Below are 15,634 nucleotides of genomic sequence, written 5' to 3' on the forward strand. Positions count from 1 at the left end.
GACACGGACGAACGGAGAACCGCCCATGCGCGCCATTCAGATCACGGAGTTCGGCGGTCCCGAGGTCCTCACCCTCACGGATCTGCCCGATCCCGAACCGAAGCCCCATGAGCACCTGATCGAGGTGACCCGGGCCGGCGTCAACTACGCCGACACCCACCAGGCCGAGAACAGCTACCTCTCCCCCGCCACCCTGCCCCTGGTGCCGGGATCGGAGGTGGCCGGCCGCATGCCCGACGGACGCCGGATCGTCGCCCTGACCAGCGGCGGAGGCTACGCCGAGAAGGCCGTCGTCGACCCGAACACGGCCTACGACATCCCCGACGGCGTCTCCGACGAGGCCGCCCTGGCCCTCATCGTCCAAGGCGCCACCGCCTGGGTCCTGCTGCGCAAGAGCGCCCGCATGGAGGCCGGCGAGTCCGTGGTGGTGCACGCCGCCGCGGGCGGCGTGGGCACCCTGGCCGTACAGCTGGCGAAGCTGTTCGGGGCCGGCCGGGTGATCGCGGTGGCGAGCAGCGGGACCAAACGCGAACTCGCCCTGGAACTGGGCGCCGACGCCGTCGTGGACTCCGCCGCCCCGAACATGACCGAGGCGCTGATCGAGGCCAACGAGGGCCGCCGCGTGGACGTCGTCCTGGACATGGTCGGCGGCCGGGTCACCGACGAGAGCCTGCGCGCCCTGGCCCCGTTCGGTCGGCTGGCCTTCTACGGCATGGCCTCGCGCGAGACCCCCTCACCGGTGAAGCTCCCCAACCTCATGCGCTTCTCCACCACGGTGGCCGGCATGTGGCTGCCGCACGTGTGGATGCTGCCGGGCGACGTCATGGGGCAGGCGATGGAGGAGCTGTTCACCCTGGTGGCCGACGGCGACCTGCGAACGATCACGGGCGGAACCCACCCGCTGGCCGAGGCGCGCGCGGCGCACGAGGCACTGCGTTCGCGGGGAACGATCGGCAAGCTCGTCCTCGACCCCACTGCCTGACCGTTGATCACGAACGTCACCTTGACGTTGTAGATCATGAAATGTCCGCTTTTGCACTCGGAGGGGTGCCCGTGCGCCGACGCGCGGACACCCCTCCCCCCGGCGCGCCCGGAGCGGCGCTCAGGCCTTCGAGGCCCCGTAGACGAGGTCGACGTAGTCGGGGTGGCGCTGGATCCAGCCCTTGACGAACGGGCAGAGCGGGAGCACGTCCAGGCCCCGGCCGCGCACGTCGTCCAGGGCCGCGCGGACCAGCTTCCCGCCCAGTCCCCGCCCCTCGTGGGCCGGGTCGATCTCGGTGTGGGTGAAGGTGATGAGCCCGTCGGTGAGGATGTACTCGGCGAAGCCGGCCGCCTCTCCCTCGACGCGGATCTCGTAGCGCTCGTTCTCAGGGGCGTCGGCCACTTCGGTCGCCATGGAGGGTGCCTTTCCGGTGTCGTTCCACCGGCGGCCCCGGAGGGGCCACCGGAGCCATTGTCCCGCTCGTCGACACCGCCCACCTCTTGCGGCGCGTCTCGCTCGGGCATAGAGTCCACTTGACATACCGACCAGTCGGTTTAAGGAGAACGTGATGACTTCCCGGTTCGGCGGCCGGACCGCCATCGTCACCGGTGCCAGCCGCGGCATCGGCCTGGCCATCGCCCGACGACTCGTCGACGAGGGGGCCCGTGTGTGCATCACCGCGCGCAGGCCCGATCCCCTCCAGGAGGCCGTCGAGGCCCTGGGCGGCCCCGAGCACGCCATCGGCGTCGCCGGCGGCGGCGACGACCCCGAGCACCAGGACGCGGCCATCGCCGCCACCCTGGAGGCCTTCGGCGGTGTCGACCTGTTCGTCAACAACACCGGCATCAACCCGGTCTACGGCCGCATGGTCGACCTCGATCTCGACGCCGCCCGCAAGATCGTCGAGGTCAACGCCCTGTCCGCGATCTCCTGGGTACAGAAGGCGTACAAGGCGTGGATGGCCGAGCACGGCGGCGCCATCGTCAACGTCTCCTCCGTCGCCGGGATCAAACCCGCGCCGGGTATCGGCTTCTACGGCGCCACCAAGGCCATGCTGACCCACATCACCGAGGAACTCGCCCTGGAGCTGGCCCCGGACGTGCGGGTCAACGGCGTCGCGCCGGCCGTCGTCAAGACGAAGTTCGCCGCCGCCCTCTACGAGGGCCGCGAGGAGAAGGTCGCCGCCCAGTACCCGCTGGGCCGTCTGGGCACCCCCGAGGACGTCGCCGGCGCGGTCGCCTTCCTGCTCTCCGACGACGCGTCCTGGGTCACCGGACGCACCCTGGTCCTCGACGGCGGCACCACCCTGACCGGAGGCGTGTGATGGATGTGACGGGAATCGGCGCCGTGGTCACCGGCGCGGGCAACGGCATCGGCGCGGCCATCGCCCGGCGGCTCGCCGCCGCCGGCGCGCGGGTCGTCGTCAACGACCTCGACGCGAACGCGGCGTCCGCCGTCGCCGCCGAGATCGGCGGGGTGGCCGTCCCCGGCGACGCCGCGAGCGAGGCCGGGGTCACCGCCCTGATCGCGGAGGCCGCCGCCCACCTGAACGGCATCGACCTGTACGTCGCCAACGCCGGTGTGGGCGTCGGCGGCGGCCCCGAGGCCCCCGAATCCGACTGGGACCTGGCCTGGCAGGTCAACGTGATGGCGCACGTGCGCGCCGCCCGCGAACTGCTCCCGGCCTGGCTGGAGCGCGGCCGGGGCAACTTCGTGACCACGGTGTCGGCGGCCGGACTGCTCACCATGCTGGGCAGCGCCCCGTACTCGGTGACCAAGCACGCCGCCCTCGCCTTCGGCGAGTGGATGTCGGCCACCTACGGGGACCGGGGCGTCACCGTCCAGTGCGTGTGCCCCCTGGGCGTGCACACCAACCTGCTGGAGGGGAGCGGTCGCGAGGGCAAGGCGATCCTGGCCGGCGACGCGATCACCCCCGAGGAGGTCGCCGACGCGGTCATGGAGGGACTGGCCGACGGCCGCTTCCTGATCCTGCCGCACCCGCAGGTCGCCGGCTTCTACGCGGCCCGCGCCGCCGACCCCGACCGCTGGTTGACGGGGATGCGGCGCTTGCAGGCCAAGGTGTTCGACAACGAGGGAACGCATGAGTGAGGAACTGCCCGGGCTGGACCTCGAACGGCTGCGCGCGCACCTGGACCGGGTGGCCCCCGGCATGGCCGCCGGGCCGTTGAGCGGTGAGGTGATCACGGGCGGCAAGTCCAACCTCACCTACGTCGTCACCGACGGCACCGGCTCCTGGGTGGTGCGCCGCCCGCCGCTGGGTCACGTACTGGCCACCGCCCACGACATGGCCCGCGAGTACCGGGTCATGACGGCGCTGCGCGACACCGCCGTCCCGGTGCCGCGCACCCACCTGCTGTGCGAGGACGCCGAGGTGCTGGGCGCCCCGTTCTACGTCATGGAGTACGTGGCGGGCACCCCGATCCGCACCGAGGAGCAGATCGCCCCGCTGGGCCCCGAGGGGACCCGGGCGGTCGCCGAGGCCCTCATCACCACGCTGGGCGACCTGCACGCGGTGGTCCCCGAGGAGGTCGGCCTCGGCGACTTCGGCCGCCCCGAGGGGTTCCTGGAGCGTCAGGTGCGGCGCTGGCGCAAGCAACTGGACGCCTCCCGCAGCCGCGACATCCCCGGCATCGACGAGCTGCACGAGAAGCTGGCCCGGACCCTGCCCGAGCAGTCCGCCCCGGCGATCGTGCACGGCGACTACCGGCTGGACAACGTGCTGGTCACCGACAAGGGCGAGATCGGCGCGGTCCTGGACTGGGAGATGGCCACGCTCGGCGACCCGCTGGTCGACCTCGGCCTGATGCTCGTCTACCAGAGGCAGCCCGTGGACGGGCGGTCCGCCACCACCGCCGAGGGCTACCCCTCCCCCGAGGAGCTGGTGGCGATGTACGCCCGCTCCACCGGCCGGGACGTGTCCCGGCTGGGCTGGTACGTGGCCCTCGGCTGTTTCAAGCTCGCGGTGATCGCCGAGGGCATCCACTTCCGGCACGCCCAGGGACTGACCGTGGGCGCCGGCTTCGACCGGATCGGCGAGGTGGTCGCCCCCCTGGTGGCGAACGCCCATGCCATGCTCAAGGAGGACTGATGGATTTCGCCTATGACAAGGAGACCGAGGAGCTGCGCGAGCGGCTGCTGGCCTTCATGGACGAGCACGTGTACCCGGCCGAGGCCGTGCTCGAAAAACAACTGGCCGAACGCGAGGACCCGTGGTCGACCGCCCCGGTGGTGCGCGAACTCCAGGCCGAGGCCCGCGAACGCGGTCTGTGGAACCTGTTCCTTGCCGGGCATCCCGAGCACGGCGGACTGAGCAACCTGGCCTACGCCCCCCTGGCCGAGATCACCGGGCGCAGCTCCCGGCTGGCTCCGATCGCGCTCAACTGCGCCGCCCCCGACACCGGGAACATGGAGGTGCTGACGATGTTCGGCACCCCCGAGCAGAGGAAGCGGTGGCTGGAACCGCTGCTGAACGCCGAGATCCGTTCGGCGTTCGCGATGACCGAGCCCGCGGTGGCCTCCTCCGACGCCACCAACATCGGCACGAGCATCGTCCGCGACGGCGACGAGTACGTCATCAACGGGCGCAAGTGGTTCATCACCGGTGCGCTCAACCCCGAGTGCTCGATCTTCATCGTCATGGGCAAGACCGACCCGGACGCCGACCGGCACCGGCAGCAGAGCATGGTGCTGGTCCCGCGCGACACCCCGGGGCTGACGGTCGCGCGCGGCATGTCGGTGTACGGCTACACCGACGGCGACCACGGCGGCCACGCCGAGGTGGTCTTCGAGGACGTGCGGGTACCGGCCGAGAACCTCGTCGGCGGTGAGGGCGAGGGGTTCGCGATCGCCCAGGCGCGGCTGGGGCCGGGCCGGATCCACCACTGCATGCGGATGATCGGCATGGCCGAGCGGGCCCTGGAACTGACCTGCCGTCGGGTGTTGGACCGCACGGCGTTCGGTCGGCCGCTGGCCGAGCAGGGCGTGGTGCGCGAGTGGATCGCCGAGTCGCGGGTGGAGATCGAGCAGCTGCGGCTGCTGGTGCTCAAGACCGCGTGGCTGATGGACACGGTGGGCAACAAGGGCGCGCACACCGAGATCCAGGCGATCAAGATCGCCACCCCGCGCACGGTGGAGCGGATCCTGGACCGGGCCATCCAGGCGCACGGCGCCGCCGGGGTGAGCCAGGACCTGCCGCTGGCTGGATGGCTGGCCGGGGCGCGCTCGCTGCGCCTGGCCGACGGCCCCGACGAGGTGCACCTGCGTTCGCTGGGCCGCGCCGAGCTGCGCAAGTACGCCTGACCGACGCGACGAAGGGCCGGGGCGCGTGAACCGTCCCCGGCCCTTCGTCGCGTCCGGGTCACCCGCCGTTCGCGGGGCCCAGCCCGGCGACGAGCAGGTCGGCGAAGTGCCGGCCGACGTCCTCGCCGGTGAGCTGACCACCGGGGTGGTACCAGGTGCTCAGATGGTGGACCGAGCCGAAGAAGTAGTTGACCACCAGGTCGGCGGAGACGTCGTCGCGGAAGACGCCCTCGCCCTGGCCCTCCAGGACCATGCCCCGGAAGATCTCGTGATAGCGACGGCGCTCACGGCGCACCTCACGCTGTTTGTCCTCGCTGAGCTGGTGCATGGAGCGGAAGAAGATGACGGTGTCGTCGAGGTTGGCGACGCTGGTGACGATGACGTCGGCCGCGGCGGCGCGCACCCGTTCGGCGACGGGGGCGTCCTGTTCGGAGATGCGCACCAGGTGCTCGGTCTGCATGCGCAGGACCCGGGCGTAGACCTCGTAGAGGAGGTCGTCCTTGGAGCCGAAGTAGTGGTACATGGCGCCCTTGGTGACGCCGGCGGCGGACACGATCTCCTGGACGGAGGTGCCCTCGTAGCCGCGTTCCGCGAACAGGCGGGTCGCGGCGCCCAGCAGACGTTCGGGCACCGATCCGCGTCCGGTGCCCGCCTCGGCCGTGTGCCGTGCCATCGCCATGTTCCGCCTCACCTCGTAGCCCCGTGACCGGCGGTTCCCCGACCGCGCGCCCGGTCCAGCATACCGACCGGCTGGTATCGATGCACGTGCACCGAAGGTCGTCCGGATCACTCCACCAGCACGTCGACCGGGCGGCCGTCGGGGTCGGTGAAGGTGTACCGGCCCGGCTCCGAAGGCGGGCGGGTCCGGTCTCCCGGCACCGTGAGACCCAGCCGCAGTCCTCCGGTGAGCCGCTTCTCCGTGGCGGGGTACAGCTCCAGCACCAGTCCGCCGGCCAGGGTCGCCGCGTGGTGCTCGGGTCCGGAGCCGTGACGCTCGCGGACGAACCGCAGCCCCAGCCCCTCGTAGAAGGCGCGGCACTCCTCCAGGCGCGGAGTGTAGACCACGACGAACGTCGTCCGCACCTCGGCGCCCTCCAGGACGGCGCGGGCGCGGGCGTACTTGGCGCGCAGCCGCGCCGCCTGCTCGGCGGGCAGGGCCGCCAGTCGCGCCTCGTCGGAGTTGTGGGCGTTGTCGGCCAGCTTGACCAGGCGGCCCAGGGGGTCGGCGGCGGCCCTCGCGATGAGGTCGTCGTAGGTCTCGTCGGGGCGGCGGCTGACCGCGAGCACGGCGCGCACGACCTCCTCGGGGCAGCCGTGGGCGCGCAGGTCGTCGGCGGTGAGGTCGGTGTCCTCCAGCACGTCGTGCAGGACGCCCGCGATCCGCGCGTGCTCGCCGCGGTCGGCGAGCAGGTCGCGGACCGCGAAGACGTGCTCGACGTAGGGGCGGCCGATCTTGTCGACCTGTCCGGCGTGTGCCCGCGCCGCCAGCTCCGAGGCCTGTTCCAGGGTCAGGGCCATGGTGTCGCCTCCAGGGGGATCAGAGATGACACCAGCGTAGGCGGGGCGGGCCGGGTTCACCGCTCCAGGAAGTTCTCGGCGTACTCCTCGCCGGGCGGGATCTCGGTGATGACGTCCACGAGGACGCCGTTCGGGTCGGCCACGATGAAGTGCCGCTGCCCGAAGGCCTCGGTGCGGATCTCCAGTTCGGGGCGCAGCCCGCCGCGCACCACCAGACGCTCCCACTCGGCGTCCACGTCCTCCACCTCGAAGTTGAGCAGGATCCCCCGGGCGGGCTCGCGAAAGCCCTCGGGGACGGTGGGGTGGGTCGGGTCCAGCAGGGCCAGCTCGGCGTCGGGCGGGCCGGGGCGACGGAGACTGACGTACCAGTCGGCGGCGAAGGTCTCCTCGAAGTCGAACCAGGTGACGTAGAAGTCGCGGGCCTCCCGGAGGCGGGTGGCGCCCAGGACCGGATAGAACGAGCTCAGCCTCATGATGACTCCTTTCACATACCTTGGGTATGCGAACTAGACTATTCGCGTACCGCTGGTATGTCAAAGATCGGAGGGACCCACCATGCCCGAGGCCACCGGGATCCGCGCCCGACAGCGCGAACGGACCCGCCGCACCCTGCTGCGCGAGGGCCGCCGTCTGTTCGCCGAACACGGCTACGCGGAGGTGGGCCTCAACGGGGTCGTCACGGCGGCGAAGGTCACCAAGGGCGCGCTCTACCACCACTTCGACGGCAAACCCGACCTGTTCCGGGCGGTCCTGGAAGAGGTGCAGGCGGAGGTCGCGGACGAGGTGGCCGGGGCCGCCGACGCCGTGTCCGCGCCCTGGGAACGGCTGACCGCCGGCTGCCGGGCCTTCCTCGTCGCCGCCACCGCCCCCGACGTACGACGGATCATGCTCGTGGACGGCCCGGCCGTGCTGGGCTGGAGCACCTGGCGGGAGATGGACGAGGCGAACTCGGTCCGCCACCTCACCGAGGCGCTGACCGACCTGGTCGCCGCCGGCGTCCTGCCGCCCCGGCCGGTCGAGCCCGTGGCCCACCTGCTCTCGGGCGCGATGAACGAGGCCGCGCTGTGGCTGGCCGGCCGGACCGGCCCCGACGATCTGGACCAGGTGTGGGCGGCGCTGTCGCGCATGCTGGAATCGCTGCGCACGGACCGGGATCGGAACGATGACCGATAAGGTCGTCTCCATGCCGGAAGAACTGGACAACGAGGCGGAGCAGGGGTTCCGGGAGGATTTCGTCCGACGCTTCGCGGAGCACTGGCACGCGCAGGGAGGCCCCCGCTCCGAAGGGCGGATCCTGGGCTACCTGCTGGTGGCCGACGCCGAGGCGGTCAGCGCGGAACAGATCGCCGAGGGGGCCGGCGTCAGCCGCGGCTCGGTGTCACAGGCGGTGCGCCGCCTGCGCAAGTCCGGGTTCGTCGACCTCGTCGAGACACCGGGCGAGCGCACCCGCCGCGTCACCGTGGACGAGGACGTGTGGGGCGGGTTCCTGCGCAACGAGCGCGCCTACCTCCAGCGGCAGAAGGGACTGGCGGCCGACGCCCTGAGGCTCCTTCCGGGGCTGGGCGCGTCGGCCCGCGCCCGACTGCGCAACATGCACGACTACATGACCTGGATGGACGACCACCACGACGCGCTCCTGGCCCGGTGGGAGGAGTACAAGGCCGCCCGGGACACGCGCCCGGACGGGCCCTGAGCCCGTCGTCGCCGGTCAGGTCCGCTCGTGCGGGATGACCAGCGGGGTACGGGTACGCGGGTCGGGCACGACGTCGCAGGGCAGCCCGAACACCTCCTCCACCCGGTGGGCCGTGATGACCTCCTCCGGTAGGCCGTCGGCGACCACCTCGCCCCGGTGCATGAGCACCAGGCGGGTGGCGAACCGGGCGGCCTGGGCCAGGTCGTGCAGGACCGCCACGATCGTGCGACCGCGCCGGTGCAGGTCGGCGAACAGTTCCAGCAGGTCGTACTGGTGGGCGATGTCCAGGTAGGTGGTGGGCTCGTCGAGCAGCAGCACATCGGTGTCCTGGGCCAGGACCATCGCCACCCACGCCCGCTGGCGCTGACCGCCCGACAGCGATCCCACCTGGGAGTCGGCCAGGTCGCTCAGTCCGGTCAGTTCCAGGGCGCGATCGATGGCCTCGTCGTCGGCCGGGCTCCACTGGCGCAGCAGGGTGTGGTGCGGGAAACGGCCCCGGGCGGCCAGACCGCGCACGGTGATGCCCTCCGGGGCGATGGGGCTCTGCGGCAGCATCGCCAGCCGGCGGGCGACCGCCTTGGCCCGCTGGGCGCGGATGTCGGCGCCGCGCAGCAGCACCCGGCCCGAGACCGGCCTGTTGATCCGCCCCAGCGCCTTGAGCAGGGTGGACTTGCCGCATCCGTTGGGGCCGACGATGACCGTGAACTCGCCCTCGGCGACGTTCAGGTCCAGGTCGCGCACGACCGGCTCGGCCCCGTAACCCAGGGTGAGGCCCTCGGCGGACAGTACCGGGTTCACAGGACTCCCTTTCGCCATTCGCGGATGAGCAGACATCCCAGGTAGACGCCGCCCAGGGCCATGGTGAACAGACCGACGGGCAGGCCGTCCCCGATGGGCGAGCGCTGGACGGCCAGATCGGCGGCGGCCAGGACGAGGGCCCCCGTGATCGCCGACAGGACCAGGTTGGGCCCGGGCGCCCGGCTGAGCCGGCGGGCGATCTGGGGGGCGGTCAGCGCCACGAACGCGATCGGCCCCGCCACCGCGACGGCCGCCGCCGACAGCACCACCGACAGGCCGATGGCCAGGGTACGGGTGCGGCCGGCGGAGGCGCCCAGGGCGTCGGAGAGTTCGTCGCCCATCTCGTTGACGGCGATCGGCCCGGCCAGGAACATCAGCAGCGGCACCGAGAGCAGGACCGCCCCCCAGATGATCGCGGCGTGGCCCCAATCGCGGGCGCCCAGACTGCCGTTGATGTAGGCCGACAGCACGCTCGCCTGGTCGCGGGCCATCACGGACACGACGAAGTGGGTGAAGGCCTGGGCCATGGCGGCCACGCCGATACCGGCGACGATGAGCCGTCCGGGGTGGCGCAGCCCGGTCCCGGTGACGCTCGCGACGACGACCATGGCCAGGGTGGCGCCGAGAAGGGCCCCCACGGGGGCGGGGACGATCCCGGGCATCAGCAGGGCGGCACAGGCCGCTCCGGCACCGGCGCCCGCACCGAGCCCGATGACGTCGGGGCTGCCCAGCGGGTTGCGGGTGACCGACTGGAAGAGCGCCCCGGACAGGCCCAGTGCGGCCCCGGTGCCCAGGGCGACGGCCAGTCGGGGGCCGCGCAGGCGCTCGAACACGAACGCCTCGGTTCCCTCTCCCCCACCGGAGACGACGACGGGGATGCGCGGCAACGGGATGCCCAGCCGCCCCAGGGAGAGGGTGGCGACCGCGACGCCGAGCACGACGAGCAGGAGCAGCAGGCACCAGAGGACGGAACGGGGGTGGACGGGCAGGGCGACCGTCCGGCCCAGCCGCACCACGGGGTCACGGCGGGTGGGCGCGGGTGCGCCGAGGGCGGGTTCGACGAGGGTTCGGTTCACGATGTGGTCCGCATCTTCCGGACCGCGTACAACAGCACGGGAGCGCCGACGAACGCGGTGACCACGCCGACCATGAGCTCGATGGGCCGCACCGCCGTGCGTCCCACCACGTCGGCGAGGAGCAGCAGGGTGGGGCCGACCAACAGCGCGAACGGCACCTGAACGCGGAAGTCGACACCGACCAGGGCGCGCACCACGTGCGGGACGGCCAGGCCGACGAACGCGATGGGCCCGGCCGCGGCGGTGGCCCCGGCGGCGAGCAGGACGCCCGCGACCAGTCCGGCCGCGCGGGTCCACGTGGTGTCGGCACCGGTGGCCGTGGCCGCCTCCTCCCCCAGGGCCAGGGCGTTGAGGCCGCCCATGGTGATCAGGGCGAGCAGGACCCCGACGCCGATGACGGGCAGGACCGAGCCGATGACGTCGAAGCCCCGGCCGGCCAGGGAGCCGACCACCCAGTAGCGGTAACTGTCGAAGGTGTCGGGCATGCTCAACGCGATCGCCTGGACGTAGGCCATGAGCACGGCGGAGACCACCGCCCCGGCCAGGACCAGGCGGACCAGCCCCGCGTCGCCGCCGCGGGTGCCGACGCTGTACGCGGCCAGCCCGGCCAACAGGGCGCCGGGCAGCGCCCACCACACGGTGGCGGTGACCGAGGTGGCGCCGAACAGGGCGGTGGCGGTGACCACGCCGGCGGCCGCGCCGGCGTTGACGCCGAGCAGCCCCGGGTCGGCCAGGGGGTTGCGGGTGATGCCCTGCATGAGGGTGCCGGACAGGGCCAGGGCCGCGCCGACGATGACGCCGAGGACGGTGCGGGGGACGCGGCTCTCCACCACGGTGACGATGTAGGGGTCGGCCTCGCCGGTGAACACCCGCCACACTTCCGGGGGCGGGGTGGGCTTGCCGCCCGCGACGAGGCTGAGCAGGACCGCCCCGGCCAACGCGGCGACACCCGCGCCGAGCATGAGCAGGGCGCGGGCGGGCCTGGCCCGGGGCGGCGTCGTGCGTGTCTTCACGGTCGCCTTACCGGGGATGATCAGTCGTCGAGCTTCGCGGCGGCCTCTTCGATGAGGGGCACGTAGCGCTCCAGCGCCCACGGGACGGTGAGCGGGTTGATGATGGAGGACCCGGTGACGAAGGGCTGGTCCTCGGGGGCGACGACGGAGCCGCGCTCGATGGCCGGGATGGCCTGGTACAGGTCCTGGGCCTCGATCTCGTCGCGGTTCTCGGGGCTGCTGTAGAAGGTGAAGATCAGGTCGCTGTCGGCGAGCTCGTCGGCGTTCTCCAGGCCGATGACGGCGGAGTCGGTGCCCTCGGTCTCGGGGAAGGTCTCGACGACCGGGTCGACCTGGAGGCCCAGGGCGCGGACCATGGCGACGCGCTGCTCGTCGGGCATGAAGACGCCGAGGGTGCCGGGGCCGGTGTTGTAGATGTAGGAGAAGGTCAGGTCCGCGAACTCGGGGTGTTCGGCGGCGGCCTCCTCGAAGCGCCCCTCGATCTCGTCGATGAGGCCCTGGGCCTCCTCCGGCCGGCCCAGGGCCTGGCCGATGATCTCGATCTGCTGGTCCCAGTCGGTGCTCCACGGCAGGTCGGGGTAGGCGACCGTGGGGGCGATGTCGCTGAGGACGTCGTACTGCTCCTGGGTGACGCCGGACCAGGGGGCGAGGATGACGTCGGGCTCCAGCTCGATGATGGCCTCGAAGTCGATGTCCTCGGCGCCGGCGAAGCGAACGGGCAGTTCGGCGCCGGCCTCGGTGACGGCCTCGTGGACCCAGGGGAGGTAGCCGGTGTCGTCGCTGCCCCACTCGTAGTTCTCGACGCCGACGGGGACGGTGCCCAGGGCGATCGCGGTCTCGGCGGAACCCTGGCCGAGGGTGACGATCCGCTCGGGCCTCTCGGGGATCTCGGCGGTCCCGAGGGCGCTCTCGACGCTGACGGGGAAGGTCCCATCGGCCGGGCCACCGGCCGCGGGGGTCTCCTCCCCCGCGGTGTCGCCGCAGGCGACGAGCCCCAGGGTCAGCAGGGCCGTGATTCCGATACCGCCGACACGGCGAAGGGTGGAGTCCATGTGAGCAAGAGCTTTCTTCGTGAGGATCGGCCACGTCGCGGACGGGCGGGCCGGTCACCGCGCATGGGTCGGGGGACCCCGGGGGTTGCGCGGAGGGACGGAACGGGATGATCCCGGCGGAACGAAGGTTAGTCTAACCTCACTTGATCCGTATTTCAAAAAAGTTGAAATCACATCGGGGAAAGCCCTCGCAGGTCACCCGAGGTGAGCGGCGCGTCACGTCCCCTCGGACCGCCTCGCTCACCGGGACAGATGGACCCGGGACTCCCACGGGCGCAGGGGGGCGAAGGGCTCCTCGGGGTCGGGATGGGTGCCGATCAGGGGTTCGGGAGCGGGACCGGCGACGGCCGGGTCCAGGTCCACCTCGACCGTGTCGGCGCTCCAGTTGGCGATCACCGTCAGCACCGTGCCGTCGAGCGCGCGGGTGTAGGCGTACACGGACGGGTGGTCGGGCGACAGCGGGGTGTAGGTCCCGTGCACGATCACCGGGTGCTCCTTGCGCAGCGCGATGAGCCGTCGGTAGTGGTGGAACACCGAGTCGGGGTCGGCCAGGGCGGCCTCGGCGTTGATCTCCGTGTGGTCCGGGTTGACCGCGATCCACGGGGTGCCGGTGGTGAACCCGGCGTGGGGCGAGGCGTCCCACTGCATCGGGGTGCGCGCGTTGTCCCGGCTCATCCGGGCGATCCCGGCCATCACCCGCGCCTCGTCGTGTCCGGCGGCCAGCGCCTCCCGGTGATGGTTGAGGGTCTCCACGTCGCGGTAGGAGGAGATGTCGGCGAAGTGGGCGTTGGCCATCCCCAGTTCCTCGCCCTGGTAGACGTAGGGGGTCCCCTTCATCATGTGCAGCGTGGTGGCCAGGGTCTTGGCCGAGGCCACCCGGTGCTCACCGTCGTCGCCGAACCGGGACACCGCCCGCGGCTGGTCGTGGTTGTTCCAGTACAGGCTGTTCCACCCCCGCTCGGCCAGCCCGAGCTGCCAGCGGTCCAGGGAGGCCTTGAGGCGGCGCAGGTCCAGCGGGACGGGATCGAACTTGCCGCCGGGACCGTGGTCCAGGTCCACGTGCTCGAACTGGAACACCATGGACACCTCCCCGTTGGCCGGGTCGGTGTGCTCACGGGCCTGTTCCACCCCCACCCCGGGCATCTCCCCCACGGTGAGCACGTCCCGCCCGGCGAAGGCCGCCTCGTGGAGTTCGCGCAGGAACTCGTGCAGCCGGGGACCGTTGATGGAGTACTCGGCGAACAGCCCGTACCCGCCGTCGACGGGCGAGGGCCCGTCGGGCATCTCGGGGGTCTTGGACACGAAGTTGATCACGTCCATCCGGAACCCGTCGGCGCCCCGGTCCAGCCACCACCGGGCGATGTCGTGCACCTCCCGGCGCACCCGCGGGTTCTCCCAGTTCAGGTCGGGCTGACGGCGGGTGAACAGGTGGAGGAAGTACTCCCCGGTGGTCTCGTCCCGGGTCCAGGCCGGACCGGAGAACACCGAGCCCCAGTTGTTGGGCGGAGCGCCGTCGCGGCCGGGTCGCCAGAAATAGAAGTCACGGTGGGGGGAGTCCTTCGAGGACCGTGATCCGACGAACCAGGGGTGCTCGTCGCTGGTGTGGTTGACCACCAGGTCCATGATCAGCCGCATCCCGCGCGCGTGCAGCCCCTCGCGCAGCCGGTCCCAGTCGTCCAGGGTGCCGAACCGGGGATGGATGTCCCGGTAGTCGCTGATGTCGTAGCCGTTGTCGTCCCACGGTGAGGGGTACACGGGCGACAGCCACACCACGTCCACCCCGAGGGTGTGCAGGTGGTCGAGCTTCTCGATGATCCCGGACAGGTCGCCGAAGCCGTCACCGTCCCCGTCCTTGAAACTGCTCGGATAGATCTGGTACACGACGGCGGACTTCCACCACGCGTCGTCGTTCGGCTGGGACATCGAGGGACCTCCGGTCGTTCGCAGGGACCACCGCAGTGCTTCCTCCCCCGCCGCGCTCCCCGCCGAACCCCGTACGCGGTCCGTGGGGGCCGACGTCGTCCCCCGGTCGGCGGATCCGTCCGCCCCGGTCCCTCCTCCGGCGTGGGGGCCGATAGGTTGGCGCCGCCCGCGGGTCGGGCATATCGCAGGGAAGCGAAGGCGAGGAGCGGCGCATGTGTCTGAACGGAACCGGGGAGACCGTCCGGGCCCGGACGGAGGGCACGGTCGTGACCGGTGACGACCGGGCCGGCACCGGGGGGCCGGCACCGTCGTGGCCGCTCGGGTACCGGAGGGTGGTCGATCTCAGCCACGTGATCGGGCCGTCGCTGCCGGGGTGGGACGACGAGAAACCGCACCGGGAGACGCTGGCCGAGCCGGCCCCCGACGGTGACTTCGGGTTCTACGTGCAGCGGTGGACGTTCAGCGAGCACACCGGCACCCACCTGGACGCGCCCGGACACGTGATCGGCGGCGGCCGCATGGTGCCCGACATCCGGCCGGAGGAGCTGGTGGCCCCGGCGGCGGTGATCGACGTGTCCGCCCGGACCGCCGAGGACCCCGACACCGCGGTGACGGTGGACGACGTCCTGGCCTTCGAACGCGTGCACGGGCGGATCCCCGAGGGCGCGGCGGTGCTCATGCGGTCGGGGTGGAGCGCCCGCTGGGAGCGGGGCGACGCGGCGGTGCGCGGTGTGGCCGACGACGGGTCGTGGCACTTCCCCGGGTTCTCGGCGGAGGCCTGTGCGTTCCTGATCTCCCGTCGGGGGATCGCCGGAGTGGGCGTGGACACGCTCAGCACCGACCCGGCCGTGTCCACGGACTTCGCCGCGCACGAGGTGGTGGGCCGGGCCGACCGGTGGGGGCTGGAGGCGCTGCGGGGGCTGGACCGGCTGCCGCCGGTCGGCGCCCTGCTCACCATCGGTGTGCTGCCGGGCGCCGACGCCTCCGGTGGGCCCGCCCGGGTCCTGGCCCTGTGGTGAGGGGGCGCCTGCCCCCGCCGGGCCCGGTACACGCCGGGCCCGGCGGGGGTCCACTCCAGCGGCACGATGGTGGCGTCGTCGGTGAGAAGTCGCCGAGAACACGGACGAGAACCAGGCGAAAGGGATGGTGACGGGGCCGTGTCCTCGGTCAGGCGGACTTGCGCCGGGGTTCGGGCTCGATCTGGGCGCGGGGCACGATCGTGGGATTGACGTTGTCGATCACCGTCTCCCGCGCGATGA

17 protein-coding genes are annotated in these 15,634 nt (G+C 72.1%); 8 read left to right on the plus strand and 9 right to left on the minus strand.

What is annotated here, in order from left to right; genetic code table 11:
* Positions 1–25: 25 nt before the first annotated feature.
* Complete coding sequence (locus PWG71_RS28020; RefSeq protein ID WP_274813073.1) at positions 26–982, plus strand: quinone oxidoreductase family protein; 957 nt, start codon at positions 26–28, stop codon at positions 980–982.
* A gap of 120 nt (positions 983–1,102) precedes the next feature.
* Here PWG71_RS28020 and PWG71_RS28025 read toward each other — a convergent pair whose 3' ends face one another.
* The gene (locus PWG71_RS28025) at positions 1,103–1,396 is read right to left on the minus strand and encodes a GNAT family N-acetyltransferase (protein WP_274813074.1); all 294 of its coding nucleotides are present in this window, start codon (positions 1,394–1,396) and stop codon (positions 1,103–1,105) included.
* A 154-nt stretch (positions 1,397–1,550) separates the two neighbouring features.
* Between PWG71_RS28025 and PWG71_RS28030 the strand changes: the two genes are divergently transcribed.
* The 4 genes from PWG71_RS28030 to PWG71_RS28045 are packed head-to-tail and all read left to right on the plus strand — an operon-like array spanning position 1,551 to position 5,302.
* The gene (locus tag PWG71_RS28030; RefSeq protein WP_274813075.1) at positions 1,551–2,306 is read left to right on the plus strand and encodes an SDR family oxidoreductase; all 756 of its coding nucleotides are present in this window, start codon (positions 1,551–1,553) and stop codon (positions 2,304–2,306) included.
* Positions 2,306–3,091 (plus strand): SDR family oxidoreductase, encoded by a 786-nt coding sequence (locus tag PWG71_RS28035; RefSeq protein WP_274813076.1) that lies wholly within the window; start codon positions 2,306–2,308, stop codon positions 3,089–3,091. The genes PWG71_RS28030 and PWG71_RS28035 overlap by 1 nt, the downstream gene beginning before the upstream one ends.
* Positions 3,084–4,091, plus strand: a complete 1,008-nt coding sequence (locus PWG71_RS28040; RefSeq protein WP_274813078.1) for a phosphotransferase family protein — start codon at positions 3,084–3,086, stop codon at positions 4,089–4,091. The genes PWG71_RS28035 and PWG71_RS28040 overlap by 8 nt, the downstream gene beginning before the upstream one ends.
* Positions 4,091–5,302 (plus strand): acyl-CoA dehydrogenase family protein, encoded by a 1,212-nt coding sequence (locus PWG71_RS28045; RefSeq protein ID WP_274813080.1) that lies wholly within the window; start codon positions 4,091–4,093, stop codon positions 5,300–5,302. Before PWG71_RS28040 ends, PWG71_RS28045 begins: the two co-directional genes overlap by 1 nt.
* 58 nt (positions 5,303–5,360) lie before the next feature.
* On the opposite strand, the gene PWG71_RS28050 is transcribed toward PWG71_RS28045, so the two are convergent.
* The 3 genes from PWG71_RS28050 to PWG71_RS28065 form a co-directional block, all read right to left on the minus strand.
* On the minus strand, positions 5,361–5,981 hold the full coding sequence (locus PWG71_RS28050) for a TetR/AcrR family transcriptional regulator (RefSeq protein ID WP_274813081.1): 621 nt from the start codon (positions 5,979–5,981) through the stop codon (positions 5,361–5,363).
* Positions 5,982–6,088: 107 nt separating this feature from the next.
* Positions 6,089–6,820 carry a VOC family protein gene (locus PWG71_RS28725; RefSeq protein WP_342456012.1) on the minus strand — a complete coding sequence of 244 codons (732 nt, stop codon included), beginning with the start codon at positions 6,818–6,820 and terminating at the stop codon, positions 6,089–6,091.
* Positions 6,821–6,876: 56 nt separating this feature from the next.
* Positions 6,877–7,293, minus strand: a complete 417-nt coding sequence (locus PWG71_RS28065; RefSeq protein WP_274813082.1) for a VOC family protein — start codon at positions 7,291–7,293, stop codon at positions 6,877–6,879.
* Between the two features lie 82 nt (positions 7,294–7,375).
* On the opposite strand from PWG71_RS28065, the gene PWG71_RS28070 reads away from it, so the two are divergent.
* Positions 7,376–7,993, plus strand: coding sequence for a TetR/AcrR family transcriptional regulator (locus tag PWG71_RS28070; RefSeq protein WP_274813083.1), 618 nt, complete (start codon positions 7,376–7,378; stop codon positions 7,991–7,993).
* A 10-nt stretch (positions 7,994–8,003) separates the two neighbouring features.
* Entirely contained in the window at positions 8,004–8,513 is a 510-nt protein-coding gene (locus PWG71_RS28075) for a GbsR/MarR family transcriptional regulator (RefSeq protein ID WP_274813084.1), read from the plus strand.
* A gap of 15 nt (positions 8,514–8,528) precedes the next feature.
* Here PWG71_RS28075 and PWG71_RS28080 read toward each other — a convergent pair whose 3' ends face one another.
* The 5 genes from PWG71_RS28080 to PWG71_RS28100 form a co-directional block, all read right to left on the minus strand.
* Positions 8,529–9,311 carry an ABC transporter ATP-binding protein gene (locus PWG71_RS28080; protein WP_446725111.1) on the minus strand — a complete coding sequence of 261 codons (783 nt, stop codon included), beginning with the start codon at positions 9,309–9,311 and terminating at the stop codon, positions 8,529–8,531.
* Complete coding sequence (locus tag PWG71_RS28085; protein WP_342456014.1) at positions 9,308–10,327, minus strand: FecCD family ABC transporter permease; 1,020 nt, start codon at positions 10,325–10,327, stop codon at positions 9,308–9,310. Before PWG71_RS28085 ends, PWG71_RS28080 begins: the two co-directional genes overlap by 4 nt.
* Before the next feature lie 56 nt (positions 10,328–10,383).
* On the minus strand, positions 10,384–11,349 hold the full coding sequence (locus PWG71_RS28090) for a FecCD family ABC transporter permease (RefSeq protein WP_274813095.1): 966 nt from the start codon (positions 11,347–11,349) through the stop codon (positions 10,384–10,386).
* Between the two features lie 71 nt (positions 11,350–11,420).
* Positions 11,421–12,452, minus strand: coding sequence for an iron-siderophore ABC transporter substrate-binding protein (locus PWG71_RS28095; RefSeq protein WP_274813088.1), 1,032 nt, complete (start codon positions 12,450–12,452; stop codon positions 11,421–11,423).
* Positions 12,453–12,692: 240 nt separating this feature from the next.
* Entirely contained in the window at positions 12,693–14,375 is a 1,683-nt protein-coding gene (locus PWG71_RS28100; RefSeq protein ID WP_274813089.1) for a glycoside hydrolase family 13 protein, read from the minus strand.
* Between the two features lie 212 nt (positions 14,376–14,587).
* Between PWG71_RS28100 and PWG71_RS28105 the strand changes: the two genes are divergently transcribed.
* Complete coding sequence (locus PWG71_RS28105) at positions 14,588–15,394, plus strand: cyclase family protein (RefSeq protein ID WP_274813090.1); 807 nt, start codon at positions 14,588–14,590, stop codon at positions 15,392–15,394.
* Positions 15,395–15,634: the final 240 nt, after the last annotated feature.

Source organism: Nocardiopsis sp. N85 (genome assembly GCF_028882275.1).
Classification (GTDB): domain Bacteria; phylum Actinomycetota; class Actinomycetes; order Streptosporangiales; family Streptosporangiaceae; genus Nocardiopsis; species Nocardiopsis lambiniae.

Excerpts from the sequence above, each read along its gene's own strand:
- PWG71_RS28020 (WP_274813073.1), top strand. The coding sequence starts at position 26 with ATGCGCGCCATTCAGATCACGGAGTTCGGCGGTCCCGAGGTCCTCACC.
- PWG71_RS28025 (WP_274813074.1), bottom strand. The coding sequence starts at position 1,396 with ATGGCGACCGAAGTGGCCGACGCCCCTGAGAACGAGCGCTACGAGATC.
- PWG71_RS28030 (WP_274813075.1), top strand. The coding sequence starts at position 1,551 with ATGACTTCCCGGTTCGGCGGCCGGACCGCCATCGTCACCGGTGCCAGC.
- PWG71_RS28035 (WP_274813076.1), top strand. The coding sequence starts at position 2,306 with ATGGATGTGACGGGAATCGGCGCCGTGGTCACCGGCGCGGGCAACGGC.
- PWG71_RS28040 (WP_274813078.1), top strand. The coding sequence starts at position 3,084 with ATGAGTGAGGAACTGCCCGGGCTGGACCTCGAACGGCTGCGCGCGCAC.
- PWG71_RS28045 (WP_274813080.1), top strand. The coding sequence starts at position 4,091 with ATGGATTTCGCCTATGACAAGGAGACCGAGGAGCTGCGCGAGCGGCTG.
- PWG71_RS28050 (WP_274813081.1), bottom strand. The coding sequence starts at position 5,981 with ATGGCGATGGCACGGCACACGGCCGAGGCGGGCACCGGACGCGGATCG.
- PWG71_RS28725 (WP_342456012.1), bottom strand. The coding sequence starts at position 6,820 with ATGGCCCTGACCCTGGAACAGGCCTCGGAGCTGGCGGCGCGGGCACAC.
- PWG71_RS28065 (WP_274813082.1), bottom strand. The coding sequence starts at position 7,293 with ATGAGGCTGAGCTCGTTCTATCCGGTCCTGGGCGCCACCCGCCTCCGG.
- PWG71_RS28070 (WP_274813083.1), top strand. The coding sequence starts at position 7,376 with ATGCCCGAGGCCACCGGGATCCGCGCCCGACAGCGCGAACGGACCCGC.
- PWG71_RS28075 (WP_274813084.1), top strand. The coding sequence starts at position 8,004 with ATGCCGGAAGAACTGGACAACGAGGCGGAGCAGGGGTTCCGGGAGGAT.
- PWG71_RS28090 (WP_274813095.1), bottom strand. The coding sequence starts at position 11,349 with ATGCTCGGCGCGGGTGTCGCCGCGTTGGCCGGGGCGGTCCTGCTCAGC.
- PWG71_RS28095 (WP_274813088.1), bottom strand. The coding sequence starts at position 12,452 with ATGGACTCCACCCTTCGCCGTGTCGGCGGTATCGGAATCACGGCCCTG.
- PWG71_RS28100 (WP_274813089.1), bottom strand. The coding sequence starts at position 14,375 with ATGTCCCAGCCGAACGACGACGCGTGGTGGAAGTCCGCCGTCGTGTAC.
- PWG71_RS28105 (WP_274813090.1), top strand. The coding sequence starts at position 14,588 with ATGTGTCTGAACGGAACCGGGGAGACCGTCCGGGCCCGGACGGAGGGC.